Origin of the sequence: Methylobacterium sp. E-016 (assembly GCF_022829745.1) — a bacterium.
In the GTDB taxonomy this organism is placed as follows: domain Bacteria; phylum Pseudomonadota; class Alphaproteobacteria; order Rhizobiales; family Beijerinckiaceae; genus Methylobacterium.
On record NZ_JAKSYF010000156.1, the window covers coordinates 66,191 to 90,507 of the forward strand.

General features: G+C 72.6%; 22 protein-coding genes. 9 read left to right on the forward strand and 13 right to left on the reverse strand.

Translation table 11 applies throughout. The features are described 5' to 3' along the window. Nucleotides 1-14 precede the first annotated feature (14 nt). The 3 genes from MKK68_RS23310 to MKK68_RS23320 form a co-directional block, all read right to left on the reverse strand. A complete protein-coding gene (locus MKK68_RS23310) occupies nucleotides 15-893 on the reverse strand; it encodes a response regulator (protein WP_243933599.1) in 879 nt (292 codons plus the stop codon). Nucleotides 894-1,023: 130 nt separating this feature from the next. After that, nucleotides 1,024-1,974, reverse strand: coding sequence for a tyrosine recombinase XerC (locus MKK68_RS23315; RefSeq protein ID WP_244033134.1), 951 nt, complete (start codon nucleotides 1,972-1,974; stop codon nucleotides 1,024-1,026). A 117-nt stretch (nucleotides 1,975-2,091) separates the two neighbouring features. Further along, on the reverse strand, nucleotides 2,092-3,984 hold the full coding sequence (locus MKK68_RS23320) for a sigma 54-interacting transcriptional regulator (protein WP_243933598.1): 1,893 nt from the start codon (nucleotides 3,982-3,984) through the stop codon (nucleotides 2,092-2,094). Between the two features lie 231 nt (nucleotides 3,985-4,215). On the opposite strand from MKK68_RS23320, the gene cynS reads away from it, so the two are divergent. Both cynS and MKK68_RS23330 read left to right on the forward strand, forming a co-directional pair. Beyond that, nucleotides 4,216-4,704, forward strand: coding sequence for a cyanase (gene cynS / locus MKK68_RS23325; protein WP_147844587.1), 489 nt, complete (start codon nucleotides 4,216-4,218; stop codon nucleotides 4,702-4,704). A gap of 130 nt (nucleotides 4,705-4,834) precedes the next feature. Next, nucleotides 4,835-5,062 carry a hypothetical protein gene (locus tag MKK68_RS23330; RefSeq protein WP_243933596.1) on the forward strand — a complete coding sequence of 76 codons (228 nt, stop codon included), beginning with the start codon at nucleotides 4,835-4,837 and terminating at the stop codon, nucleotides 5,060-5,062. A 33-nt stretch (nucleotides 5,063-5,095) separates the two neighbouring features. Here MKK68_RS23330 and MKK68_RS23335 read toward each other — a convergent pair whose 3' ends face one another. Genes MKK68_RS23335 through madL form a run of 3 tightly spaced genes read right to left on the reverse strand, consistent with a single transcriptional unit; the run spans nucleotide 5,096 to nucleotide 7,025 of the window. Then, entirely contained in the window at nucleotides 5,096-5,770 is a 675-nt protein-coding gene (locus MKK68_RS23335; RefSeq protein WP_244033059.1) for a GntR family transcriptional regulator, read from the reverse strand. Between the two features lie 26 nt (nucleotides 5,771-5,796). Next, entirely contained in the window at nucleotides 5,797-6,561 is a 765-nt protein-coding gene (madM, locus tag MKK68_RS23340; protein ID WP_147726535.1) for a malonate transporter subunit MadM, read from the reverse strand. A 5-nt stretch (nucleotides 6,562-6,566) separates the two neighbouring features. After that, complete coding sequence (gene madL / locus MKK68_RS23345) at nucleotides 6,567-7,025, reverse strand: malonate transporter subunit MadL (protein WP_244033060.1); 459 nt, start codon at nucleotides 7,023-7,025, stop codon at nucleotides 6,567-6,569. Between the two features lie 257 nt (nucleotides 7,026-7,282). Here madL and mdcA point away from each other — a divergent pair, with 257 nt between their 5' ends. The 5 genes from mdcA (at nucleotide 7,283) to mdcG (ending at nucleotide 11,580) form a co-directional block, all read left to right on the forward strand. Further along, the gene (gene mdcA / locus MKK68_RS23350; RefSeq protein ID WP_243933594.1) at nucleotides 7,283-8,929 is read left to right on the forward strand and encodes a malonate decarboxylase subunit alpha; all 1,647 of its coding nucleotides are present in this window, start codon (nucleotides 7,283-7,285) and stop codon (nucleotides 8,927-8,929) included. Between the two features lie 114 nt (nucleotides 8,930-9,043). Further along, entirely contained in the window at nucleotides 9,044-9,358 is a 315-nt protein-coding gene (gene mdcC / locus MKK68_RS23355) for a malonate decarboxylase acyl carrier protein (RefSeq protein WP_147726513.1), read from the forward strand. Continuing rightward, nucleotides 9,355-10,251 (forward strand): biotin-independent malonate decarboxylase subunit beta, encoded by an 897-nt coding sequence (locus tag MKK68_RS23360; protein WP_147726514.1) that lies wholly within the window; start codon nucleotides 9,355-9,357, stop codon nucleotides 10,249-10,251. The genes mdcC and MKK68_RS23360 overlap by 4 nt, the downstream gene beginning before the upstream one ends. Further along, a complete protein-coding gene (gene mdcE, locus MKK68_RS23365) occupies nucleotides 10,238-10,951 on the forward strand; it encodes a biotin-independent malonate decarboxylase subunit gamma (RefSeq protein WP_244033061.1) in 714 nt (237 codons plus the stop codon). Before MKK68_RS23360 ends, mdcE begins: the two co-directional genes overlap by 14 nt. Further along, the gene (gene mdcG, locus MKK68_RS23370) at nucleotides 10,948-11,580 is read left to right on the forward strand and encodes a malonate decarboxylase holo-[acyl-carrier-protein] synthase (RefSeq protein ID WP_244033062.1); all 633 of its coding nucleotides are present in this window, start codon (nucleotides 10,948-10,950) and stop codon (nucleotides 11,578-11,580) included. The genes mdcE and mdcG overlap by 4 nt, the downstream gene beginning before the upstream one ends. Before the next feature lie 194 nt (nucleotides 11,581-11,774). On the opposite strand, the gene proC is transcribed toward mdcG, so the two are convergent. From proC to MKK68_RS23400, 6 genes are all read right to left on the reverse strand, one after another. Beyond that, nucleotides 11,775-12,605: a pyrroline-5-carboxylate reductase gene (gene proC, locus MKK68_RS23375; RefSeq protein ID WP_244033063.1), complete on the reverse strand. Its 831-nt coding sequence runs from the start codon at nucleotides 12,603-12,605 to the stop codon at nucleotides 11,775-11,777. Between the two features lie 8 nt (nucleotides 12,606-12,613). Further along, nucleotides 12,614-13,123, reverse strand: a complete 510-nt coding sequence (locus tag MKK68_RS23380; protein WP_147726522.1) for a YbjN domain-containing protein — start codon at nucleotides 13,121-13,123, stop codon at nucleotides 12,614-12,616. 317 nt (nucleotides 13,124-13,440) lie between these two features. Further along, a complete protein-coding gene (locus tag MKK68_RS23385) occupies nucleotides 13,441-13,731 on the reverse strand; it encodes an accessory factor UbiK family protein (RefSeq protein WP_147726524.1) in 291 nt (96 codons plus the stop codon). Between the two features lie 157 nt (nucleotides 13,732-13,888). Beyond that, nucleotides 13,889-14,125 carry a hypothetical protein gene (locus MKK68_RS23390; RefSeq protein ID WP_147726526.1) on the reverse strand — a complete coding sequence of 79 codons (237 nt, stop codon included), beginning with the start codon at nucleotides 14,123-14,125 and terminating at the stop codon, nucleotides 13,889-13,891. 133 nt (nucleotides 14,126-14,258) lie between these two features. Beyond that, the gene (locus tag MKK68_RS23395) at nucleotides 14,259-14,975 is read right to left on the reverse strand and encodes a PhoH family protein (protein ID WP_147726528.1); all 717 of its coding nucleotides are present in this window, start codon (nucleotides 14,973-14,975) and stop codon (nucleotides 14,259-14,261) included. A 377-nt stretch (nucleotides 14,976-15,352) separates the two neighbouring features. Further along, the gene (locus tag MKK68_RS23400; protein ID WP_244033064.1) at nucleotides 15,353-17,740 is read right to left on the reverse strand and encodes an ATP-dependent helicase; all 2,388 of its coding nucleotides are present in this window, start codon (nucleotides 17,738-17,740) and stop codon (nucleotides 15,353-15,355) included. 198 nt (nucleotides 17,741-17,938) lie between these two features. Between MKK68_RS23400 and MKK68_RS23405 the strand changes: the two genes are divergently transcribed. Together MKK68_RS23405 and MKK68_RS23410 are read left to right on the forward strand one after the other, a co-directional pair. Continuing rightward, nucleotides 17,939-18,175: a hypothetical protein gene (locus tag MKK68_RS23405; RefSeq protein ID WP_147843467.1), complete on the forward strand. Its 237-nt coding sequence runs from the start codon at nucleotides 17,939-17,941 to the stop codon at nucleotides 18,173-18,175. Nucleotides 18,176-18,292: 117 nt separating this feature from the next. After that, nucleotides 18,293-21,859, forward strand: a complete 3,567-nt coding sequence (locus MKK68_RS23410; RefSeq protein WP_244033065.1) for an AsmA family protein — start codon at nucleotides 18,293-18,295, stop codon at nucleotides 21,857-21,859. Nucleotides 21,860-21,929: 70 nt separating this feature from the next. On the opposite strand, the gene MKK68_RS23415 is transcribed toward MKK68_RS23410, so the two are convergent. Then, entirely contained in the window at nucleotides 21,930-24,047 is a 2,118-nt protein-coding gene (locus MKK68_RS23415) for a S9 family peptidase (RefSeq protein WP_244033066.1), read from the reverse strand. Between the last annotated feature and the right edge of the window lie 270 nt (nucleotides 24,048-24,317).

Here is a 24,317-nt window from a genome sequence, read left to right on the forward strand (position 1 = left end):
GCCGCGCCCGTCGCTCAGGCCGAGCGGCGGGCCGGGGCGAGGGCGGCGATGCGCAGGAGGGCGGTCGGGGCCGGCGGCGCGGTGATCGCGTTCAGCAGGTACGGCCGCCGCAGACCGAGCGCGTGGTGGAGCGTGAGGTCGATGTCGCGGGCGTGGAACGGCATCTTCAGGACGAAGGTGGCGCCGAAGTAGCGGGCGGCCTGGGCGATCGGCTCGGGATCGCCGCTGGTCAGCATCGTGAGGCGCGTCGTCAGGTTCAGGGTCTGAACCTGGCAGGCGAGCTCGAGGCCGTCGGTCCCGTTGAGCTTCACGTCGACGAAGGCGAGCGGGTAGGCGTCGGTCTTCAGAAGCTTCAGGGCGTGCCGGCCGCAATCCGTCTCGTCGATCTCGAGGGCGAAGCCGCTGCGCGCCAGCACCCGCCCGATCGCCGCGCGCGCCGCGTCCGACGAGGAGGCGAGCAGGATGCGCGTCGGCTGCCGGCGCCGGGTGTCGGCGTGCAGCAGGCTCTCGATGTGGGCGGTGTCGAGGGGCACCTTCAGCACCTCGTAGGCGCCGAGCGAGACCGCGAGTTCCTGCCACTGGGCGAAGACGCGGGCGGCGATCAGCACGAGGCAGGGCAGGGTGGCGCCGCGCTTGCGCGCCACCGCCACCGCCTCCGGGCCGCTCACGCCTTCGAGCTGGAGGCCGACGAAGGCCAGGGCCGGCTTGTGCGCGAGGGCGAGATCGATCAGCGCCTCGCCCGAGGCCGTTTGCACGATCACGGCCCTGGGATCGAAGTGCGATACCACCGTGGCGAGTTCGGCCCGGCGTCCCGCGTCGCGATCGGCGATGAGGACGGTGCCGGCTTGCGGGGGCCGGACCGCGCTTCCGATATCGGCGTGTTCGCCCGCCATGGTTCCTGTCCAGTCCGATCCTACGACAAGAGAAATAGCGCTCAAATCTCTCGGCAAGCTTAATGGCTGGCCGAACCGGCTATTTGCTCTGTCTAGTGTGTCAACGTGTCATCTCAATGCACGTCGCGTGTCACGCCCCCGTCGGCACGGCACGGCCGGCGCGCGGATGGGTGGCGTCGAAGGCGCTCATCAGGCGGGCCGCGTCGACCTTGGTGTAGAGCTGCGTCGTCGAGAGCGAGGCGTGGCCGAGCAGCTCCTGGATCGCGCGCAGCTCGCCCTGCCGCGCCAGGAGATGCGTCGCGAAGGAGTGCCGCAGGGCGTGCGGCGTGGCGCTGTCGGGCAGCCCGAGGGCGCCGCGGGCGCGGGCGACGACGTACTGGATGATCCGCGGCGAGAGCGGGCCGCCGCGGGCGCCGACGAAGAGCGGGCCCTCCGGCGGCAGCGGGTGCGGGCAGGCGGCGAGGTAGGCGGCGACCGCCTCGGCCACCACCGGCAGCACCGGGACCATCCGCTGCTTCGCGCCCTTGCCCAGCACCGTCACCGCGTCGATGCCGGGCACCGGGGCATCGCGCCGCGCCAGCCCCAGCGCCTCCGAGATGCGCAGGCCCGCGCCGTACAGCAGCGCGAGCACCGCCGCGTCGCGCAGCAGGATCCAAGGGTCGCGGTCCTCGTCGGCGCGCAGCGACACGTCGGTGAGGGCGCGGGCGGCCGCCACCGGCAGCGGACGCGGCAGGCGCCGCTCCATTTTGGGCGAGCGCACGGCGCCGAGCGCCGCCACGGTGCCGTGACCCTCGCGCTCGAGGTGCTTGGCGAAGGAGCGCAGGCCGGCCAGGGCCCGCATCAGCGAGCGGCCGCCGACCTCGTCGGCCCGCCGCGCGGCCATGAAGGCGCGGACGTCGCGCGGCTTCAACGCGACGATCGCGGGGATCGTCGGCGTGCCGGTGCGGGCGTCGAGATGGGCGAGGAACTGGCGCAGGTCGCGCTCGTAGGCCTCCACCGTGTTGGCGGACATCCGCCGCTCGGCCGCGAGGCTGAGGCCCCAGGCGCGGGCGGCGGCAAGGAGGGCGGCATCGCCCGGCATCGCAGGAAGGACGGAGCCCGGCGCGGGAGCGGAAGTCGGCATCGGGTCTTCCTCGCGGAGCACGCCCGCGTCGAGCGCGCGAGCCGGTCACTGGACGCCCGCGCGGTTGCCCGGCGGTTAACGGGTCTTCTCGATCCCCATCGCCTTGATGCGCGAGGCCAACGTCGTCGGGCGCAGCCCCATGAGCTCGGCGGCGCCGCCGGGGCCGAACACCTTGCCGCCGGTGAGCGAAAGGGCGGCGGCGATCTCGGCGCGGTCGCGGGCGCGGCGGTCGGCCTCCGTCGGCGGCCGGTCGGCGGGAAGCGCCGGCGGCGTCGCGTCGACGGGGCCCGCGGGATCGGGCCGTTCGGCTTCGAACCGTTCGGATTCGGGCAGGTCGAAGCGCAGGCGGCCGCGGACGGCGAGGATGGCGGCGCGCTCGATCACGTTCTCCAGCTCGCGCACGTTGCCGGGCCAGGCGTAGCGGGCGAGCCGGCGCACGTCGCCCTCGGTCAGCCGCGGCTCGGGGATGTTCAGGCGGCGTGCGGCCCCTGTCAGGACGTGCTGGGCGATCGGCGCGATGTCCTCGGGGCGCTCGCGGAGCGGGCTCGCGGCCAGCGGGAAGACGTTGAGGCGGAAGTACAGGTCCTCGCGGAACCGGCCGCGGCGCACCTCCTCCCGCAGGTCGCGATTGGTGGCGGCGACGAGGCGGATGTCGACGGCGCGCGTGCGCTCCTCGCCGACGCGCTCGAACGAGCGTTCCTGCAGCACCCGCAGCAGCTTGCCCTGGAGATCGAGCGGGATCTCGCCGACCTCGTCGAGGAACAGCGTGCCGCCGTCGGCGAGCTCGAAGCGCCCGACGCGATCGCGCAGCGCACCGGTGAACGCGCCGCGGGCATGGCCGAAGAACTCGCTCTCGAACAGCTCGCGCGGCACCGCGGCGCAGTTCACGCGGATCATCGGCCGGTCGCGCCGCCGGCTGGCCTCGTGGATCGCGCGGGCGATCAGCTCCTTGCCGGTGCCGGACTCGCCGGTGATCAGCACGGTGGCGTCGGTGCCGGCCACGAGGTCGATCTGGCGCAACGTCGCTGCGATGGCGGGGGAACGGCCGATGATGCCCTGGTGGTGGCGCTCCAGCCGGATTTCCTCCTTCAGGTAGGCGTTCTCCAGCTCCAGCCGCTCGCGCAGGGAATCGACCTCGGCGAGCGCGCTGCGCAGCCGTTCCTCGGCCTCGCGCCGCTGGCTGATGTCGCGGAACACGATGACGGCGCCGAGCAGACGCCCGCGATCCCGGATCGGCGTCGAGGTGTACGCGACCGGGAACGCGGTGCCGTCGCGCCGCCAGAACACCTCGTCGTCGACCTGGCGCACCGCGCCGTCGCGGAAGGCCGCGTAGATCGGGCAGTCGCGGTGCGGGTAATGCGCGCCGTCGGAGCGGGTGTGGTGCACGGTGGCGTGCATGTCCTTGCCGACGAGGTCGGCGGCCCGCCAGCCGAGCATGCGCTCGGCGGCCGGGTTGACGAAGGTGGTCGCCCCATCGGCGTTGACGCCGTAGATGCCCTCGCCGGCGGCCCGCAGGATCAGCTGGTTCCCGCGCTCGATGTCGCGGAAGATGCGCTCCATCCGCTGCCACTCGGCGATGCCGGCGCGCATGTGGTCGTCGGCCTGCCCGTCGACCGCCCGCCGACGGCGCGCCTCGAGATCGGAGAGCGTCAGGAGAAGCCGCGGCGGGTCGCCCGCGAGCGGGCTCGCGGCGTATTCGAGGCGCAGCCCGCGGCCGTCCGCGTGGCGCGGCTCCAGCGTCCGCGACCACCATTGCCCCTTGGCGAAGGCGCCCTGCGTGAACACCACCAGCGCGGGCCGCTGGCCCGGATGCAGCGCGCTCGCCGTGATCCTGCGGAGCGCCGCGCGGTCGTAGCCGAGCAGGCGCGCCGCGGCCGGGTTGGCGTCGACGATCCGGTCGGCCTCGGGCTCCAGCACCAGCATCGCCTCCCGGTGCTGCTCGAAGACCGGCCCGAAATCCTCGATCATGTCGGCCCCGACGCACCCGTCTCGCTACGAGACTTCGTGGTCATACCACGAGATCTCGTCGGGCACGAGATCTCGTAGCTGATGATCCTCAGGCCAAGTCGCTGTTCCCGCGGCGGTTCTTCGCAACGACCCAGCTGGCACATCGCTTGCGCAGGCCTCGCTCGAGCGCGCCCCGCCGGCAGACCACGCGGCGGGGCGCGACCGATCTCACAACCTGCCGGAGTGCCGACCATGAAGCGCGAAGACCTCACCGAGAAGCTCCTCGACATCAAGCGCGACAAGGGCTGGACCTGGAAGTACATCCAGGACGAGATCGGCGGGCTCTCGCCGATCCTGATCACCGCCGCCTGCATGGGCCAGATGAAGCTGCCGAAGGCGCAGGCCGCCAAGGCCGCCGCGCTGTTCGGGCTCACCGAATCCGAGGAGCGGATGCTCAACGAGGCGCCCTATCGCGGCTCGATCCCGTCGATGCCGCCGACCGATCCGCTGATCTACCGCTTCTACGAGCTGGTGATGGTCTACGGCACCACCTTCAAGGAACTGATCCAAGAGGAGTTCGGCGACGGCATCATGTCGGCGATCGACTTCAACATGACCATGGAGCGCGAGGCCAACAACAAGGGCGACCGCGTGAAGCTCGGCATGTCCGGCAAGTTCCTGCCGTACAAGTATTACGGCAGCGAGGACGGCGTGCCGGAATACGGCTTCAAGGAGGGCTGAGCCGGGCCGGGCGAGGCGGCGACCGCCGCCCCTTGCCGCTTCGGCCGGTTTCCACCGAAGCTGCGGCGGCTCGGGCGACGGCGGACGGCTCGCTCATGGGGGGCGGAACGGGGCAGCGAGGGGGGACGACGTGGCGACGGACGAGGGGACGGCGCACCCGCGCAACCCGGTGCTCGACGAGCTGGCGGCGGCGCTCGGCATTCCGACGGCGGCGTTCTTCGCCACGCTCGACGAAGGGGATCGGATCGCCGAGAGCCTCACCCTGCTGCGCCTGTGGGCCACCCTCGATCAGCCCGGGCAGCGTCGGGAGCTTCTGGACCACCTCCGCCGGATGATCGACGGGCCGCCGCCCGGCTGAGCCGGGCGGGCGCGCCTTTGCGCTCCGGGAGGATCAGTCGGTGTGATGCTCGGCGATGTAGCGCCCGAGCGCCCCGGCCGCGTTGAGCATGTGTGCCCGCATGCGCCGTGCCGCCGCCTCGCCGTCGCCCTCGGCGATCGCGGCCAGGATCGCGCCGTGCTCGGCGTGGGAGCGGCGGATGCGGTCGCCCTGGCGCAGCTGCGTGCGGCGGAAGGCCGAGAGCCGGGTGCGGATCGCCAGCGCCTGCTCGGCCAGGAACCCGTTGTGGGTGGCCGCGTAGAGCCCCTCGTGGAACTGGCGGTTCAGGCCGTCGTAGGCGTCGAGGTCGCCGCCCTCGACCGCCGCGCCCGAGCGCCGGTGCAGCTCCATCAGGGCGCTGAGCTCGAGCGGGCGCATGCGGTGGGTGGCGAGCCGCACGCACAAAGCCTCGATCTCGGCGGTGGCCTCGAACATGTCCATGATCCGCTCGGGCGTCATCCGGGCGACGACCATGCCGCGGCGCGGGCGCTGCTCCACGAGGCCGCCGAAGGCGAGCTGGCGCAGGGCCTCCCGCACGGGGGTGCGCGAGGCGCCGAAGCGGTCGGCCAGCGTCTGCTCGTCCAGGGTCGTGCCGGCGGCGAGCTCGCCCGCCGCGATCGCATCCGTGAGCGCGTCGCGGATGCGATCGGAGATCAGCGCCCGCTCCTCGGTCTCGTGGCCCGCGTCCATGGCTCTCCCGCCCCGCGAAGCCGGGCTCAGCCGACGATCGCCCGCACCGTCAGGAACAGCACCGACGGGCCGACGAGGCAGCCGATGCCGGTGTGGAAGGTCGCGGTCAGCGCGCCGTAGGGCACGAGCTTGGGATCGGTGGCGGCCAGGCCGCCGGCCACCCCGCTGACCGTGCCCATCAGCCCGCCATAGGCCATGGCCGAGCGCGGGTTGTCGAGGCCGATCAGCTTGGCGACGAGGGGCGTGCCGACCATCACGCCCACCGCCTTGGTCACGCCGGTGGCGATTGAGAGCGCCATCACCGTCGAGTCGGCGCCGAGCGCCGCGCCGGTGACCGGGCCGACGATGTAGGTGATCGCGCCCGCGCCGATCGTCGTGATCGAGACCGCGTCGTGGTAGCCGAAGGCGACCGCGGTCAGCGTGCCGACGAGGAAGGGCAGCAGCGTGCCGAGCGCCAGCGCCAGCACGCCGACGAGGCCGGCCCGGCGCGCCTCGATCACGTCGACCTCGAATGCGGTGGCGACGATGGCGAAATCGCGCAGCATGGCCCCGCCCATCAGCCCGATCCCGGCCAGCGCCGGGATGTCGGCCAGGCCCTTCTTGCCGCCGGTGAGCACGCCGCCGAAATAGGCGAGCACCAGGCCGAGCACGATGGCGATGGCCGAGCCGTGCACCCGCCCGTTGGTGAGCCGCCGCGCGGCGACGTTCGAGACCAGGATCAGCGCCCCGACGACGGCGAAGGCCGCAACCAGGCTCTGCTCGACGAAGACGTGCTCAAGGCCGTGCCACAGGCCGCTCATCGCGTCCGCCCCGCCGGGATCGCCGCGGCGTCGGCCCGCGCTGCCTCGGGTTCGCCGCCGATGACGGCGCCGCCGTGCTCGACCTCCGGACCGCCCGGGTCGCGGCCGCCGATGCGGCTGAGCAGCGCCACCGCGGCGAAGCAGATCGCCAGGGAGCCGAAGGCGGCGATGATCACGATCGGGCCGCCGCTCACCGCGGCGACGACGTTCTGCTGGGCGGCCATCGCGACGACGATGGGAATGTACATGCCGCCCCAGAACTCGACGCCGAACTTGACGTTCTTGCTCAGGCGGCCGTGGCGCATCAGCCAGACGCGGGCGGCGATCAGCAGGATCATGGCGATGCCGACCCCGCCGACATTGGCCTTCACGCCGAGCGCGATCCCGAGGAGATCGCCAAGATACACGCCGATCAGCGTGCAGGCGGCGAGCAGCGCGACGCCGGTGATGATCATGGCCGCAGCCTCCCGTGCGGGGCACTCCCGATCGGGCCGGGCGATGGTCGAGGAGGCGCGATGGCACGGGGCATACGGCGTATCCGTCCCGATTTCATGATTCGTCTTCGTTGCCACTGAGTATGCAAAATATTGACAGATCGGCAAGCTGGTATACGATCATGTGATCGAACAGCTCATTCGCATACGAATTGCTGTGTCTGACCCGCGATCGCATGCCGACAGCGTGCGGGCGGATCGACGGTTTGGGGATCGGGATGACGGACTGGCGCAGGCAGAGGACGGCGCGGGATGCGCGGATCGCGGCCGGCCGCGCCCACGCCGACGGCAAGGTCGTCGCGGCCGCCGACGTGGTCGACCTGCTCGAGGCCGTCCTGCGCCCGGGCGACCGGGTCTGCCTCGAAGGCGACAACCAGAAGCAGGCCGACTGCCTGGCGCGCGGGCTGAGCGCCTGCGACCCGGACAAGGTGCACGGCCTGCACATGGTCCAGTCCGGCATCGTGCTGCCGGAGCATCTTGACGTGTTCGAGACCGGCATCGCCAAGCGCCTCGACTACTCGTATTCCGGCCCGCAGGGCGCCCGCATCGCCAAGATGCTCTACGGCGGGCAGATCGAGCTCGGGGCGGTGCACACCTACCTCGAGCTGTTCGCGCGCTACTTCATCGACCTCACGCCGAACGTCGCGCTGATCGCCGGCGTCTCGGCCGACCGGGCCGGCAACCTCTATACCGGCCCCAACACCGAGGACACGCCGACGGTGGTCGAGGCCACCGCGTTCAAGAACGGCGTGGTGATCGCGCAGGTGAACCAGATCGTCGAGACGGTGCCGCGGGTCGACATCCCCGGCGACCGGATCGACTTCGTGGTCGAGGCCGACACGCCGTTCTACGTCGAGCCGCTGTTCACCCGCGACCCGGCCGCCGTCACCGAGACGCAGATCCTGATGGCGATGATGGCCATCAAGGGGATCTACGCCGAGTACGGCATCCGCCGGCTCAACCACGGCATCGGCTTCGGCACCGCGGCGATCGAGCTGCTGCTGCCGACCTATGGCGAGCGGCTCGGGCTGAAGGGCCGGATCGCCACCAACTGGGCCCTGAACCCGCACCCGACGCTGATCCCGGCGATCGAGGCGGGCTGGGTCGAGCAGGTGCACTGCTTCGGCTCGGAAGTCGGCATGGACCGCTACATCGCCGCGCGGCCGGACATCTTCTTCACCGGCGCCGACGGCTCGCTGCGCTCGAACCGCGCCTTCTGCCAGACGGCGGGGCTCTACGCCTGCGACCTTTTCATCGGCTCGACCCTGCAGATCGACCTCATGGGCCACTCCTCGACCGTGACGACGAACCGCGTCGCGGGCTTCGGCGGCGCGCCGAACATGGGCTCGGACCCGCACGGCCGCCGCCACCCGTCCGACACCTGGATGAAGGCCGGGCGCGAGGCGCAGCAGACCGGCGACCCGGCGCTGATGCGCGGGCGCAAGCTCGTGGTGCAGCTCGTCGAGACCTTCGGCGACGGGCTCGTGCCCGCCTTCGTCGAGCACCTCGACGCCCTCGAGCTCGCCCGGACGATCGGCCTCGAGCTCGCGCCGGTGATGGTCTACGCCGACGACGTCACCCACATCGTCACCGAGGAGGGCATTGCCAACCTCCTGCTCTGCCGCAACGCGGACGAGCGCGAGCAGGCGATCCGCGGCGTGGCCGGCTACACCGAGGTCGGGCGCGGCCGCGACAAGGCCAAGGTCGAGCACCTGCGCGCCCGGGGCATCGTCCGCCGCCCGGAGGATCTCGGGATCGAGCCGCTCGACGCCGACCGCAGCCTGCTCGCGGCGAAGTCGATCAAGGACCTCGTGCACTGGTCGGGCGGCCTGTACGAGCCGCCGGCCCGGTTCCGGAACTGGTGAGATGATCGGGCTGACGGAGCAGGCGCGGGACGCGGTACGCGGCCCCCTCTCGCGTTCGGGAGAGGGGACCCGCGATCCCGCCGGATGGCATTGGGCGCAGGAGGACGATGTCACATGGAAACGATGACCTTCCGCCACACCACGAAAGGACCGCTCGCCGGCACCAAGCCGCAGGCGATCACCGGCGTCGTCGCGTCCGGCAACCTCGAGGTGCTGCTGGAGCGCGTGCTGCCGCCGGACCAATGCACCATCGAGATCGCGACGCCGGTCGTCGGCTACGGCGACGTCTGGGAGGCGGTGGCGGCCGACTTCGTGGCGCGGGCCCAGCCCGGCGGCCTGCGCATCGCGATCAACGACGGGGGCGCCCGGCCCGACACCGTGTCGCTGCGCCTGCTCCAGGGCGCGCGCCTGATGGAGACCGGCCGATGAGCTTGAGCTGGTACGAGGCCAGCGCCCGGCAGCGCGTCGCCGCGCTCGTCGACGCCGAGAGCTTCGAAGAGTTCGTCGGCCCGGAGCAGCGGGCGATGAGCCCCCACCTGCCGCTGTTCGACCTGCCCCGCGCCTTCGACGACGGCATCGTCGTCGGCCGGGGCAGGCTCGACGGCCGCACGGTCTACCTCGCCGCCCAGGAGGGCCGCTTCATGGGCGGCGCCTTCGGCGAGGTGCACGGCGCCAAGCTCGTCGGGCTTTTACGCGCCGCGGTCACCGAGACGCCGGAGGCCGTGCTGATCCTGTTCGACACCGGCGGCGTCCGCCTGCAGGAGGCCAATGCGGGCGAGACCGCCATCGCCGAGACCATGCGCGCCATCGCCGATCTGCGCCGCGCCGGCATCCCGGTGGTCGGGCTCGTCGGCGGCCGCGCCGGCTGCTTCGGCGGCGGCGGCCTGATCGCCGGAACCTGCTCGCGCCTCGCGGTCTCGGAGGGCGGGCGCATCTCGGTCTCCGGCCCGGAGGTGATCGAGACCAACAAGGGCGCCGAGGAATTCGACTCGAAGGACCGCGCCCTGGTCTGGCGCACCATGGGCGGCAAGCACCGGCGCCTCGCCGGCGGCGCCGACCGGTTCTGCGACGACACCGTGGAGGCGTTTCGCGCCGCCGCCCTCGACCTAATCGGCCGGGCGCCGGCCTTCGACCTCGCGACGCTCGAAGCGGAGCAGGCGCGGCTCGAAGACCGCATCGCGCGCTTCGGCGATTGCCGCGACGCCACCGAGATCTGGGCGCGCCTCGGCGTCAACGACCCGGCCGGCGTGCCGGCCCTGTCGGCGGCCGACTTCGACGGCCTCGTCGCCGGGCTCGAGGGGACGACACATGACGCTCGCTGAGATCCTGGCCTCGCTCTTCCCCGACGGCCACGCGGTCGCCGTCGCCGACGGTCTGATCACCGGCCGCGGGCCGCTGGACGGCCGCGACCTCGCGGTGGTCGGCGTCGACGGCGACACGCCGCTTGGGATCGAGGGCGCGCTGGCCCTTTCGGCCGCCGTGCTGGCGACGGTGCGGGCCGGCGGCGCCACGCCGATCCTCGTGCTGGTCGATTCCGACAGCCAGCGCATGAGCCGGCGCGACGAGCTTCTGGGGCTGAACGAGTGCCTGGCCCACCTCGCCAAGGCGCTGCTGCTGGCGGATGCGCAGGGCCACCCGACGATCGGCCTGATCTACGGCCACTCGGCCGCCGGCGCCTTCATCGCCACCGCCCTCGCGACGCGGGTGCTGGTCGCGCTGCCCGGGGCCAACCCGAGCGTGATGGACCTGCCCTCCGTCGCCCGCGTCACCAAGCTGCCGCTGGAGAAGCTCGAGGCGATGGCGAAATCCACCCCCGTCTTCGCGCCCGGCCTCGACAACATGGTCCAGGCCGGCGCGGTGGAGGCGGTGCTCGATCCCGCCAAGCCCCTCGGGCCGCAGATCGCGGCCCTGATCGGCGAGCCGCCCTCGCACGACGCTCGCGACGCCCTCGGCAAGGAACGCGGCGGTCGTCCCGTCGCCCACGACATCGCCGCGCGGGTGGTCGACGCGGCGCGCGCGTGACGACGCTTCGCCGCCACGACCTGTTCGTGGTGGCGCCCGAGGCCTGGGACCGGCTGCTCGCCGGGCGCTCCGACCTCGACGGCGTGCCGCATGTCGCGGCCTGGGCCGCCAACGGCTGGCCGGTGATCGTGCGGCGCCGTCATCCGGACGAGGGCGACCATCTGCCCGCCGGGCTGCCCCTGCCGCCGGCCGCCGGCAAGCGCCGCATCGGCCTCGCGGTGCCGTGGGCCGACGCCACGCCGTCCCCTCCGGTGACCCTCGCCGCCGCGCGCCCATCCGCGCCGCCGGCCTGGCACCTCGCCATCGACGCGGTGCTGGCGCTGGCCGCCGAATACGGCGTCGTCCCGCAGGTGTTCGGCGGCCTGCTGTGGGAAAGCCTGACCGGCCTCGCCTACCTCTCCACGACCTCGGACCTCGACCTGCTCTGGCCGGCCACCGTGACGCACAGCCTCCTCGACGGCCTCGCCGCGATCGAGGCGGGCGCCCCGATGCGCCTCGACGGCGAAGTCGTCCTGCCGGACGGCGCCGGGGTGAACTGGCGCGAACTCCGCGACGCCCCGCCCGGCGGATCGGTGCTGGCCAAGGGGCTCGATCGGGTGGCGCTGGTTCCTGCGAGCTTGGACCGGTGAGGCCGAAGGATCGAGCCTTCAGCCGATCCCGTCCACCATCCTCATCCTGAGGTGCCACAGCGAAGCGGAGGCCTCGAAGGAGGCTTCCAGCTTGCGCGCGATTCCCGAAGGGCTTTGTCGAGGCCCGCTGGCGCGGGCGCCTCAGGATGAGGGAGTGGGATGGAGGAGCCCCGCATGCCCTATGGCATCGAGCCTCAGCCGGCCAGCTCGCCCGCCCGCCGTTTGGCCGCCGCGACGGCCTCCCGCATCAGGGGGCCAAGCGCGTCGTCGCGCATCAGCACGTCGAGAGCGGCGGCGGTGGTGCCGCCCGGCGAGGTGACGTTGCGACGCAATTCCGATGCGGGCAGGTCGCTCGCGTCGAGGAGGGCGCCGGCGCCGGAGATCGTGGCCCGGGCAAGCCGCGCGGCGACCTGCGGATCGAGCCCGGCGGCGATCCCGGCCTCGGTCATCGCCTCGACCATCAGGAAGACGTAGGCCGGACCCGAGCCCGACAGGGCGGTGACCGCATCGATCTCGGTTTCCGAGCCGACCCATTCGACGAGCCCGTTGGCGCCGAGCAGAGCCGCGACGGCGGCACGCTGGCCCGCGGTCACCGCCGCGTTCGCGACGGCGCCGGTGGCCCCGCGGCCGATGCTGGCGGGCAGGTTCGGCATTGCGCGCACGATCGCCCGGGCGCTCGGCAGGCGGCCTTCGATGTCGGCCAGGGTCTTGCCGGCCAGGATCGACAGGACGACGGTGCCCGGGCCGATCATCCGGTCGAGGCCGGGCGCGGCGTCAGCGAACCCTTGCGGCTTGATCGCGAGGACGAGGACGGCGGCGGGCGCGACCGTGGCCGGGTTGAGGGCGAGCCCGCGGGCGCTGCAGAGCGCGCGCAGCGCATCGGACGGATCGGCCTCGACGATCGTCGTGCGCTTCGGGTCGAGGCCGGCCGCGAGCCAGCCTTCGAGCATCGCCCCGCCCATCTTGCCCGCCCCGACGAGGGTGAGGGAGGCGGGCAGGGCGCCCGCCGCGGGAGGAGCGGCCATGGCGGGCCTCAGGCCTCGCCCTCGGTCTCGAACAGGACCGCGTCCAGCGCCTCGCGGGCGGACTTGCCGGCCCAGAGCACGAACTGGAAGGCCTGGTAGTAGCGCTCGCACGCCTCCACCGCCGACTTCAGCAGCATCGCGCATTGCGGATGCGTCGGCACCGAGCCGCCGGCGAGCAGGAGCGAATGGCGGAACATCACCACGTCGTCGCTCGACCACAGGTCGAAATGCCCGATCCAGAGCTGCTCGTTGATCAGCGCGATCAGGCGCTGCACCTCGGTGCGGCGGCGATCCGGCACTTTGAGGTCGAAGGCGCAGGCGACGTGCAGGGCCTCGACGTCCTCGATCCAGGTGAACGCGACCTGGTATTCGGTCCAGCGCCCGGCCACCACGACGGACATCTCGTCCGTCTCGGCGCGATCGAAGATCCAGTCGCGGAGCGCGGCAAGACGCTCCACGACATCGAGCGGGTGCTCGATCCGATCGTAGCCTTCGATGTCGACGTGAAGCTGTGGCATGACGATCCGAGATGACGCCGCCGTATTCCGGCGCCGCGGCATGGTGAACGATAAATAACCAAAGTTCGGAACCATGTCACGACACGAAATCACTTGTCCCGATGGGACGGAATATCGCGCGATGACGACTTGGCGGCTCCCGGTCTTCGGCGGGCTAAGGCGAATCAGTACGTCACCGACTATAAACCGGCGCGGACTCGCGACACAAAGCGCTTCGCCCGGCCGGTGAACAGGAAATGGATCGTTCGCGCGCGCTTCCTGTGTACAAGCCCGCCGCCCCGCCGAGACCGATTCGCGCCGGTCGCCCGCGCGTCGGATCAGATCGCCTCGCTCGCTCCGGCGGTGGACGCAGCGGCCGCGGCCGGCGCCGCATCGGCCTCGAGCGCCGCGACCCGCGCGGTCAGCGCCTCGTTTTGCGCGCGCAGGGTGGCGACCATGTCGCGCAGCACGTCGAGCTCTTCGCGGGAGGCGATATCCATGTCGCGGATCAGCCGCTCGGCCTGGGCGCGGATCACGGTCTCGGCCTCGCGGCGCACCCCCTGCGCGGCGCCCGCGGCATCCGTCATCAGGCGGGCGAAGTCGTCGAACAGGCGGTTGGAGGGGGGCATGTGGTCTCCGAAAGCTCGCAGCCGCAACCCGGCCTGCGCCTCGACATAGGAATCCGCGGAGTCCGGGGCAATCCGCCGGCGCGCAGCGGCGCGGGCGGCCACAAAAGAAAACGGGGCCCCGAAGGACCCCGTCGCCGACCGATCAGGGTCGGTCAGATCACATGCGGCGCATCATGTGGCGGCGCATCATGCGGTGCTCCATGTGACGGCGCATCATGCGACGCTCCATCCGGCGATGCATCATGCGACGCTCCATGCGGTGCATCTGGACATGCTCGATCGCGTCGGGGGCGGTCACGCCCATCGGGGCGCCCGGGGCGGCGGAGGCGGGGGCGGTGATGGCGGCGGCGCCGAGCGAGGCTAGAACGGCAACGGCGAAGGTCAGTTTCCTCACGGAGATAATCCTGTTTCTTGTCGTCGGGCCGCGGCACCCATGTCATCTCCCGGGTCCGGGAGATGAGAGAAGGACGTCGCGCCGGTGAAGCGCGGCGGGTCTCCGCTTCGACCCGCCGCTGGTAACTCGCAACTTACAGATTCGTTTCCTCGAAAGCCTTCACCCACTCCGCGCAAATTCCGGAGCGGACGATGTCGTCGCGGGTGAACTCGACCACGGGGATCGGCATCATCCGGCTCTTGATCAGGTGGATGACGGTGCGCAGCCCCGAGGTCTCGCGCAGGTCGGTCTGCGAGACGTCGCCGTTGATGATCACCTGGCAGGCGTCGCCGATGCGGGTGAGGAACATCTTGATCTCGGCGGTGGTCGTGTTCTGCGCCTCGTCGAGGATCACGAGGCAGTCCTTGAAGGTGCGCCCGCGCATCACCTCGAACGGCACGATCTCGATGTCGCCGGCCTTCAGGGCGATCTCGAAGGCGGCGGCGCCCATCCGTTCCTTCATCGCCTCGGTGAGGGGAGCGACCCAGGGCGCGATCTTCTCCTCCAGCGTGCCGGGAAAGAAGCCGAGCGAACGGCCGCCGGGAACGTTCGGGCGGGTGATGATCACCTTGGCGATCCGGCGCTGGCGCAGCAGGTCGGCGGCGCGTGTGCCGGCGATGTAGGTCTTGCCGGTGCCGGCCGGGCCGAGCACGATGACCTGCGGGTTCAGGGCGAGCGCGTCGAGGTATTCCGCCTGCCGGTCGGTCAGCGGCTGGATCGGGCCTAGGTTTCGTTCCTCGTCGAAGCGGGTCCTGTGCAGCCGGACCGTGCGGTCTTCCACCAGCTCGAGTCGTGCGCGCCGTCTTTTCATCGATCAACACTCCGCGTGGGATTTGCCAACCAAAAGGACTTGCTAACCAGAAACCGCTCTTCGCTCTAACCTTCGTATCGTGGGCTTATCTCTCCTCTCGGAAGCAATGACGCTGCCTCGAGCCGGTTCCGGCCCTCGACACGAAGCTTGTGGACAAGATGAGCCGCTGCGCGGCCCGCCTGGTCGTTGCCGGAGCATGCAACGCGCGCACCATAGAGTCGGGCGATGCGACGGCCGCATGACGGGGCCCGGCAGGTGTTGCTGAAATGGCTCGGACGACGGCGGATGGTGCGCCGGGACGGTCGGGGGATGGGGCCGTGTCCGGTCCGCCCAAGGTCGTGTCCTGCGCCCGACGTCACGTCCTTCCGCGAGCGGCCTCAGGCCGGCTGCAGGAAGCTGTCGAGCACCATCTTGCGACCGGCCTTGTCGAAGTCAACGGTGAGCTTGTTGCCGTCGACGGCGGCCACGTCGCCGGGGCCGAACTTGGTGTGCAGAACCCGCATCCCGGCCTCGAAGGCCGAGGGCGTGCCGGTGGATTTGGCGATCAGCTCGCCCTCGATCTGGCGCGGGCCGCCGCGCCCGCCGCCGGGCGAGGCGCCGAAGCCGCGGGCGGTGGTGTGCGCCGCGCCCTTGCCGAAGTTGTTCTGCTGCCCGGTATTGGCCTGCGCCCGCTGCCAGCCCGGCGTGCCGTAGCTCGAGCCGAAGGGCTGCGGGTTGCGGTCGAAGCGCGAGGCGCCGGCGGAGAAGTGGGCCGGCGCCTCGATCACGTCGACCGCCGATTCCGGCAGCTCGTCGATGAAGCGCGACGGGATGGTCGAGGACCACAGGCCGTGGATGCGGCGGTTGACGGCAAAGGACAGCTTCGCGCGCTTGCGGGCCCGCGTCAGCCCGACATGGGCGAGGCGACGCTCCTCCTCGAGGCCCGCGCGGCCGCTCTCGTCGAGGGCGCGCTGGTTCGGGAAGAGGCCGTCCTCCCAGCCGGGCAGGAACACCGTGTCGAATTCCAGGCCCTTGGCCGCGTGCAGGGTCATCAGCGAGACGCGCTCGGCGCCCTCGGCCTCCGAGGCCTCCATCACCAGCGAGACGTGCTCGAGGAAGGCGCCCATGTCGGGGAACTCCTCCATCGAGCGGACGAACTCCTTGAGGTTCTCCAGCCGCCCGGCGGCGTCGGCCGACTTCTCCTTCTGCCACATCTCGGTGTAGCCGGATTCCTCGAGGATGGTCTGCGCCACCTCGGAATGCGGGTTGCTCTCGACGAGCCTGGCCCACCGCGAGAAGCCCTCGGTGAGCGCGCGCAGCGTCGAGCGCACGCGGGGCTTGAGCTCGTCGGTCTCGCAGAGCTTTCGCGCGGCATGGAGCAGCGGGACCTGCTCGGCGCGGGCGTAGAGGTGGAGCTGCTGCAGCGTCGCGTCGCCCAGGCCGCGCTTGGGGGTGTTCACGATCCGCTCGAAGGCGAGGTCGTCGGACGGGTTGTTGGTCGCGCGCAGGTAGGCCAGCGCGTCGCGGATCTCGGCGCGCTCGTAGAAGCGCGGGCCGCCGATCACCCGGTAGGGCAGGCCGAGCTGGACGAAGCGGTCCTCGATCTCGCGCATCTGCGCCGAGATCCGCACCAGCACCGCGATCTCGGAGAGCGGGTGCTGCTTGGCCTGGAGCGCCTCGATCGATTCCGCCAGGAGCCGCGCCTCTTCTTCCGAATCCCACGCGCCCGACACGGTGACGGGCTCGCCGAGCTCGTCCTCCGTGCGCAGAGTCTTGCCGAGCCGGCCCTGGTTCTTGGCGATCAGGCCCGAGGCGGCGGCCAGGATGTGGCCCGTCGAGCGGTAGTTGCGCTCCAGGCGGACCACCACGGCACCGGGAAAATCGTGCTCGAAGCGCAGGATGTTGTCGACCTCGGCCCCGCGCCAGCCGTAGATCGACTGGTCGTCGTCGCCGACGCAGGCGATGTTCTTGCGCACCTGCCCGAGCAGCCTGAGCCAGAGGTACTGGGCGACGTTGGTGTCCTGGTACTCGTCGACGAGGATGTAGCGGAACCGGTCCTGGTAGTTGGCCAGCACGTCCGGATTCTCGCGCCACAGCTTGAGGCAGAGCAGCAGCAGGTCGCCGAAATCGACCGCGTTGAGCGTGACGAGCCGGGCCTGGTAGGCGGTGTAGAGGTCGCCGCCCTTGCCGAAGGCGAAGGCCTGCGCCTCGCCGGCCGGGATCTGGTCCGGGCCGAGGCCGCGGTTCTTCCAGCCGTCGATGACGTGACCGAGCGCGCGTGCCGGCCAGCGCTTCTCGTCGATGTTCTGGTCCTTCAGCACCTGCTTCATCAGGCGCAGCTGGTCGTCGGTGCCGAGGATCGTGAAGTCGGATTTCAAGCCCACCAACTCGGCGTGGCGGCGCAGGATCTTGGTGCCGATGGCGTGGAAGGTGCCGAGCCAGGGCATGCCCTCGCCGGCCGGCCCGATCAGCGTGCCGATGCGGTGCTTCATCTCCCGCGCGGCCTTGTTGGTGAAGGTCACCGACAGGATGTCGAACGGCCGCGCCCGGCCGGTCGTGATCAGGTGGGCGATGCGGGTCGTCAGCACCCGCGTCTTGCCGGTGCCGGCGCCGGCCAGCACGAGGACGGGGCCCTCCGTCGCCTCGACGGCGCGGCGCTGCTCGTCGTTCAGGCCGTCGAGATAGGAGGACGCGCTCGGGCGCAAGGCCCCCATGGCGCGGGCGGCGATGGAGCTGGAGCCACGCTCCGCGTCGGAAGGCGGCGTCGCATGCGAAGAGTTCGGCATGGGCAATCCCTGGACCAAAACGCGAACGGCGTCGAGACCCGGACGCCGAGGCCTCGACGCTGAGGCGCGATCGCCGAGGCCCGGAGCCCGAGGCCCGGACGCAATGTCGCCGCCCCGCGCGGCCGCCGGGCGGGAACTTGAAGCAGGCCGGCCGCTTGCTCACATCATCGACAGACATCCCCCACACAGGAGCGCCCGATGCGCATCGTGCCGATCGCCATCATCGCCGCCCTCGCCGCCACGCCCGCCCTCGCGCAGGTCCGGCAGGGCAACCCCGACGCCGCCAACGAGTCCTTCGCCCGCCAGGGCGAGTCCCGGGCGCTGCAGCAGAACCTCACCTCGCAGAACAACACCACGCGCATGGAGATCCAGCGCAGCCAGCAGATGCAGGCACCCCAACCCACCCCGGGCGTGATCGTCGCCCCCCGGCGCTGAGCCGAGCCCGCGGGCGTTGAACCGAGGCCGCGGGCGCCCTGGCGCCTGCGGTCCCGCGCCGTGCTATGCCCGCCGTGAACCCGCCGGGTGGCGCGGGGTGCATGCGGAACGATCACGGTGCGTGACCTCCTGACCGCGCTCGCGGGCGCCGTCATCCTGATCCTCGTCGCGGCGCTCGCGGTGCCGCCCTTCATCGACTGGCCGACCCATCGCGCCTTCGTCGACGCGACCGTGAGCCGGTCCCTCGGCCTGCCGGTGCGCAGCGAGGGCCGCATCGACGTGCGGCTTCTGCCCTCGCCGCGCCTGCGCCTCGACCGCCTTCATCTCGGCGACGAGCCGGGACGGGCCGCCCTCGATCTGCGCTTCGTCAAGGCCGAGCTCGGCCTGAGCCCGCTGCTGGCGAGCGCGTTCCGCTTCACCGAGACCCGGATCGGCCGCGCCGAGGTCAAGCTGCCGGTGACCGAGGGCGACGCCCTCGTGGTGCCGGCCGGCCTCGGCGAGGCCCTGCGCGGCCGCGACCTCGCGATCGAAGACCTCCACGTCCAGCAGCTGCTGCTGACCACGGTGGTGCCCGCGACCGGGCGCACCGACCAGTTCTACGCGGAAGCCGTGCAGATCCAGGCGCCGGCCCTCGTCGGCCCCTGGCGGGTCGCGGGCATCAGCGGCGGCCTGCCGTTCACCCTGGTCAGCGGCGAGCCGGCGGCGGACGGCGCCGTCGCCCTGAAGCTCTCGGGCGGCGGCGACGCCCATCCGCGCTTCGAGGCCGATGCCCGCGTCGCCTTCGTGCCGGCGGATCCGCGCGGCGGCGCCCGCAGCACCGAGCCGCGCCCGCTCGTCGCCGAGGCCGAGGGCAGCGCCCGCCTCGTCGTCGGCCCGCCGGCCCAGGCCGCCGGCGCCTACCTGCCGTTCGCGCTGGGCGGCAAGTTCAAGGCCCGCGGCGCCCTCGTCCGGTTCGAGGGCGTCAACGCCGAGATCGATCCGGGCGGGCAAGCCTTGCGGCTTTCCGGCAGCGGCCAGATCGACCTGCGCCGCTGGCGCGCGGGGCTGACCCTGGAGGCGCGCCGCCTCGACCTCGACGCCTTCCTGCTCTCGCCGGGCGGGCAGGCCTTCGTGGCGCGCGGGCTGCCCAAGGTGGGCGCGAAATCGGGTGGCGGCCTGCCGGTGATGCTCGACCTCGACCTCTCGGTCGAGGCGGCCGTGCTCGGCTTCGAGGAATGGTCCAACCTCAAGGCCACGGGCACCCTCGACCGCACCGGCGGCCTGCTGCTGCGACGCTTCTCGGCCGTGGCGCCGGGTGCGGCGACCGTCACGGCCAGCGGCGAGATCGACACCGATCCGAGCCCGCGCTTCACCGGCCCGGTCGCGCTCGCGGCCCCGGCCTCCGACGGGCTCGGGCGCTACCTGCGCCGGCTCGGCCTCGACGGGCCGCCGACGGCGCTGCTCGACGGGCGGCCGGTCGAGGTCTCGGCCGAGGTCTCGGCGGCCGGCACCGCGTTCTCCCTGCGCAACCTCCGGCTCGCGCTGGGCGAGGCGCAGGTCACCGGAAATGCCCGCTACACCCCGGCCGAGGGCCGGACCCGCGGCCGGTTCGACGCGCAGATCCGCGCCCGCGGCCTCGACGTCGCCGGCCTGCCGCCCCTCGGCAACGCGCTCGCGGGGCTGCACGGCCACGACCTCGGCCTGACCATCGAGGCGCGCGACCTGCGCTACGGCGCGACCGGCACCGGGAACGGCACGCTCTCGGCCAGCATCCAGTCGGACGGCGCCGCCCTCGTCGTCGACAGCCTCGACGTGACGGACCTGGCCGGCGCCAACGCCAAGCTGTCCGGGCGGATCGGCGCCGACGGCACGGGGCGCGTCGCCGGCCGGCTCTCGGCCCCGGTGGCGGCGCCGCTGCTCGCCCTGGTCGACCGGGTCTGGATCGCGGAGACGCGCCTGATCCCGGCCTTCCTGCGCGCCGGCGCGCTCGACCTCGCCGTCACGCTGGAGCGCGACGCGGGCGACGCCGACGCGCTGCGGCTCGCCGCCACGGGCCAGGCCGCGGGCGGCAGCCTCGACCTGTCGCTGGTCAGCCGCGCCGGCGCGGTCGAGGGGGCGAGGATCCGCCTCGCGACGCCGCGGGCCGGCACCTGGCTCGGCCGCACCGACATCGCCGGCCTGCAGCAGCCGGCCGACCTGAGCCTGGTGGCGGCCCGCGCGGCCGACGGCGACCTGACGCTCCAGGCGACCGGCACGATCGCCGGCGCCACGCTGTCGACCGCGACGCCGCTGCGGCTTCCCACCGAGGGCGGCCCGCCCCGATCCGGCGCGCTGCGGATCGAGACCGCCGACCTCGCGCCGTTCCTGACGCTGGCGGGCGCCGCCGCCCTCGCGCCGGGGCCGTGGCCGGCCGACCTTTCCGTCGCGCTGACCCGGCAGGGAGACGACGCGCGTGCCGCGCTCGCCGGCCGGATCGCGGGGGCGGCCCTCGATGCGACCCTCGTCCGCGCGCCGGACGGGGCGCTGTCGGGAACGGCGCGCCTCGCCCGCCTGTCCCTGCCGCACCTCGCGGCCGCCCTGGCGAAGCCGGCGGGCGCCGCCGGCCGGTTCGGCCCGGTGCCACCGCCGGGACCGCCGGTCTCCCTCGACCTCAGGGTCGACCAGCTCGAGCTCGGGCGCGGGCTCACCGCCTCGGGCGCCGCCATGGCGTTGGGGTTCGAGGAGGGGACCCTGACGCTGCGCGACCTCTCGGCCAGGCTCGCCGAGGGCCGGATCGCCGGCTCGGCGACCCTGTCGCGTCGCGGCGGCCTCGCCTCGATCGCGGGCGAGGGTACCGTCGCCGAGCTGTCGATCCCGGCGCTCGCGGGGGGCGGCCCGCTCGGCGGGCGCCTGTCGGCGGCGCTGCGCTTCGGCACCTCCGGCGAGACGCCCGCCGCGCTGGCGGCCAACCTCTCGGGCACCGGCAGCCTGACGCTCGCCGCCCTCAACCTGCCCGAGACCGATCCCGCCGCCGTCGGGCGCGCCCTCGTCCGCGCCCTGCAGATCGAGGACCCCTTGCGCGACGGCCGGCTCCAGGCCCTCGTCGCCGAGGAGCTGTCGAAGGCCGCCGCCGGCACGACGCAGCCGGCCTCGGCGCCGGTCACCATCATCGGAGGGGTCGTGCGCGCCGGGCCGCTCGACCTCGATTTCGGCGCGGCGCGCTGGAACGGGACGCTCGGCTACGATCTTCGAACGAGCCGGCTCGACGCCCGCGGCACGCTCGGCGGCGGTGCGGCGCCGAAGGGCTGGAGCGGCGGGCCGCCCGCGATCCAGCTCGGCTTCGCCGGCCCGCTCGCCGCGCCCGAGCGCAGCCTCGACGTCGGCCCGCTCACCACCGGGCTCGCCGCCCTGGTGCTGCAGCGCGAGCTCGAGACCATCGAGCTGATCGAGGCCGACCAGATCGAGCGCCAGCGCCGCCGCGCCCGGATCGAGATGGACAAGGCCCGCGCCGCCGCCCTCAAGGCCGCCACCGAGAAGGCCGCTGCGGAAAAGGCGGCTGCGGAGAAGGCGGCCGCCGACAGGGCCGCGGCCGAGGAGGCCGCCCGCCAGGCCCGGCTCAAGGCGCAGGCCGCCGAGGAGGCTGCCCGCCGCGCCCGCGCGGAGACCGCCGAACCGCCGCCGGCCGAGCGCCCGCTCGACATCCGCCCGCCGCCCGCCCAGCCGTGATGCGCGTCCTCCCTCCCCCGCAGTGGGGGGAGGGCGGGTTCCTATCTCGGCGGCGCCACCCCGCGTCCCCTCAAGCCTTCCCCACCGCCGCCAGCGCGAAGCCGTAGATCAGCGCCACCTCTTCGAGCCGGTCGAACCGGCCGGCGGCGCCGCCGTGGCCGGCCTCCATGTTGGTGCGCAGCAGGACCGGGCCGCCGCCGGTCATGGTCGCGCGCAGGCGCGCCACCCATTTCGCCGGCTCCCAGTAGGTCACGCGCGGATCGGTGAGGCCGCCGAGCGCCAGGATCGCCGGATAGGCCTTGGCCGCGACGTTGTCGTAGGGCGAGTACGACAGGATCGTCCGGAACGCCGCCTCGCTCTCGGCGGGGTTTCCCCATTCCGGCCATTCCGGAGGGGTCAGCGGCAGCTCGGCGTCGAGCATGGTGTTGAGCACGTCGACGAAGGGCACGTCGGCGACGATGCCGGCGAACAGCTCGGGGGCGAGGTTGGCCACCGCCCCCATCAGCATGCCGCCGGCGCTGCCGCCATGCGCGACGATCCGCTTCTCCGACGTGTAGTTCGCGGCGATCAGCGCCCGGGCGCAGGCGACGAAGTCTGAGAAGGTGTTGGGCTTCTTCTCGCGCTTGCCGTCGAGGTACCAGCGCCAGCCCTTCTCGGTGCCGCCGCGGATGTGGGCGATGGCGTAGACGAAGCCGCGGTCGACCAGGCTCAGCAGGTTGGTGCGGAACGCCGCCGGCATCAGCGTGCCGTAGGCGCCGTAGCCGTAGAGCAGCAGCGGCGCCGACCCGTCGAGGACGAGGTCGCGCCGGTGCAGCAGCGAGATCGGGACCTGCTCGCCGTCGGCGGCGGTCGCGAACAGGCGCCGGGTGACGTAATCCTCCGGCGCGTGCCCGCTCGGGATGGTCTGGCGCTTGCGCAGGAGCCGGGCGCGGGTGGCGCAATCGTAGTCCCAGGTCTCCGTCGGCGTCGTCATGGACGAGTAGGCGAACCGGATCGTCGCCGTCTCGAACGCGTAGCCGGGCTGGAGGCCGAGCGAGTAGGCCTCCTCGGCGAACGCCACCGCATGCTCCTCGCGGGTCGCGAGGTCGCGCACGATGATCCGCGGGCGGGCGTTCTCCACCTCGAGGCGGACCAGATGCGCCGCGAGCACGTGCAGGTGGCGGATCATGGTGCCGGCGCGGTGCGGCACGAGGTCGGTCCAGTGCGCCCGGCCCGGGTCGGCCACCGGGGCGGTGACGATCTTGAAGTCCTCGGCGCCGTCGGCGTTGGTAAGGATGTAGAGATCCGTCCCGCGATGCTCGACCGAGTAGATCAGCAGCGGCTCGCGCGGCTGCACCACGCGCAGGCACCCGTCCGGCGCGGCGCGGTCCAGGAGGTGGACCTCCGAGGTCTCGTGGTCGCTCGCGGTGATGGTGAGGTAGCCGCCCGACTGCGTCGCCCCGATATGGACGAAGAACCCGGAATCGCGCTCGGTGTAGACCGGGAGGTCGTCGGCCTGGTCCGCGCCGAGGCGGTGGTACATCACCCGTGCCGGCCGGTGGTTGGCGTCGACCGCCACGTACCAGAAGCCCATGCCGTCGGCCGACCACACCGCCTCGCCGGAGGTCGCCTCGACCCGGTCCGGCGCGTCGGTCCCGGTGGCGAGGTCGCGTACGCGGATGGTGTGGAGCTCCGAGCCCTTGGTGTCTGCGCCCCAGGCCAGGCGGGCGTGGTCGTCGGAATGGGCGGCCCCGGCGATCTCGAAGAACGCCTGGCCCGCGCCCTCCTCGTCGCCGTCGATCAGAATCTCTTCGGCCCCCGCGTCGTCGACGGAACCGGTCGGCCGGCGACAGATCAGCGGGTGCTGGCCGCCGTCGCGGTGGCGGTTGTAATAGGCGAACGGCCCATCCGGGGTCGGCACGCCGCTGTCGTCCTCGCGGATGCGGCCGCGCATCTCGGCGACCAGGGTCCTGCGCAGCGGCGCCGCGTCGGCGAGCGCAACCTGCGCGTAGTCGTTCTCGGACTTCAAGTAGCCCGCGATGTCCGCGGGCAGGGCTGCCGGGTCCTTGAGGACATCCTGCCAGTTCTCGGCCTTCAACCAGGCGTAGTCATCGGTGATGGTGCGGCCATGGACGACGTAGCTGTGCGGCCGGCGCGGCGCCTTCGGTGCGTCGGATGCGGGCGGGACGTGAGCCGTTTCGAACGCCATCTGAAATTTCCCGTGGAGAATCTTCGAGCCTGCGCATGTGCCGTGCGGCCCGTTCCCGGACAAGACCCGGCGTCGAAACGCTCGCGATCGGATGGTGTTGGCCGGGCGGGGCATCGCGCGGACGGGGTGCCCGGGCCGAGCGCGGCCGCGCCAGGGTTTGACCAGGACGAGGGCTTGGCGAGGACGAGGGCTTGGTGCGGACGAGGACTTGGCTTGACAGCTTTCGCCGCGAGGCTCTCGGTGGCGGGCGGCGGCGTGGCGTCCGCCGAG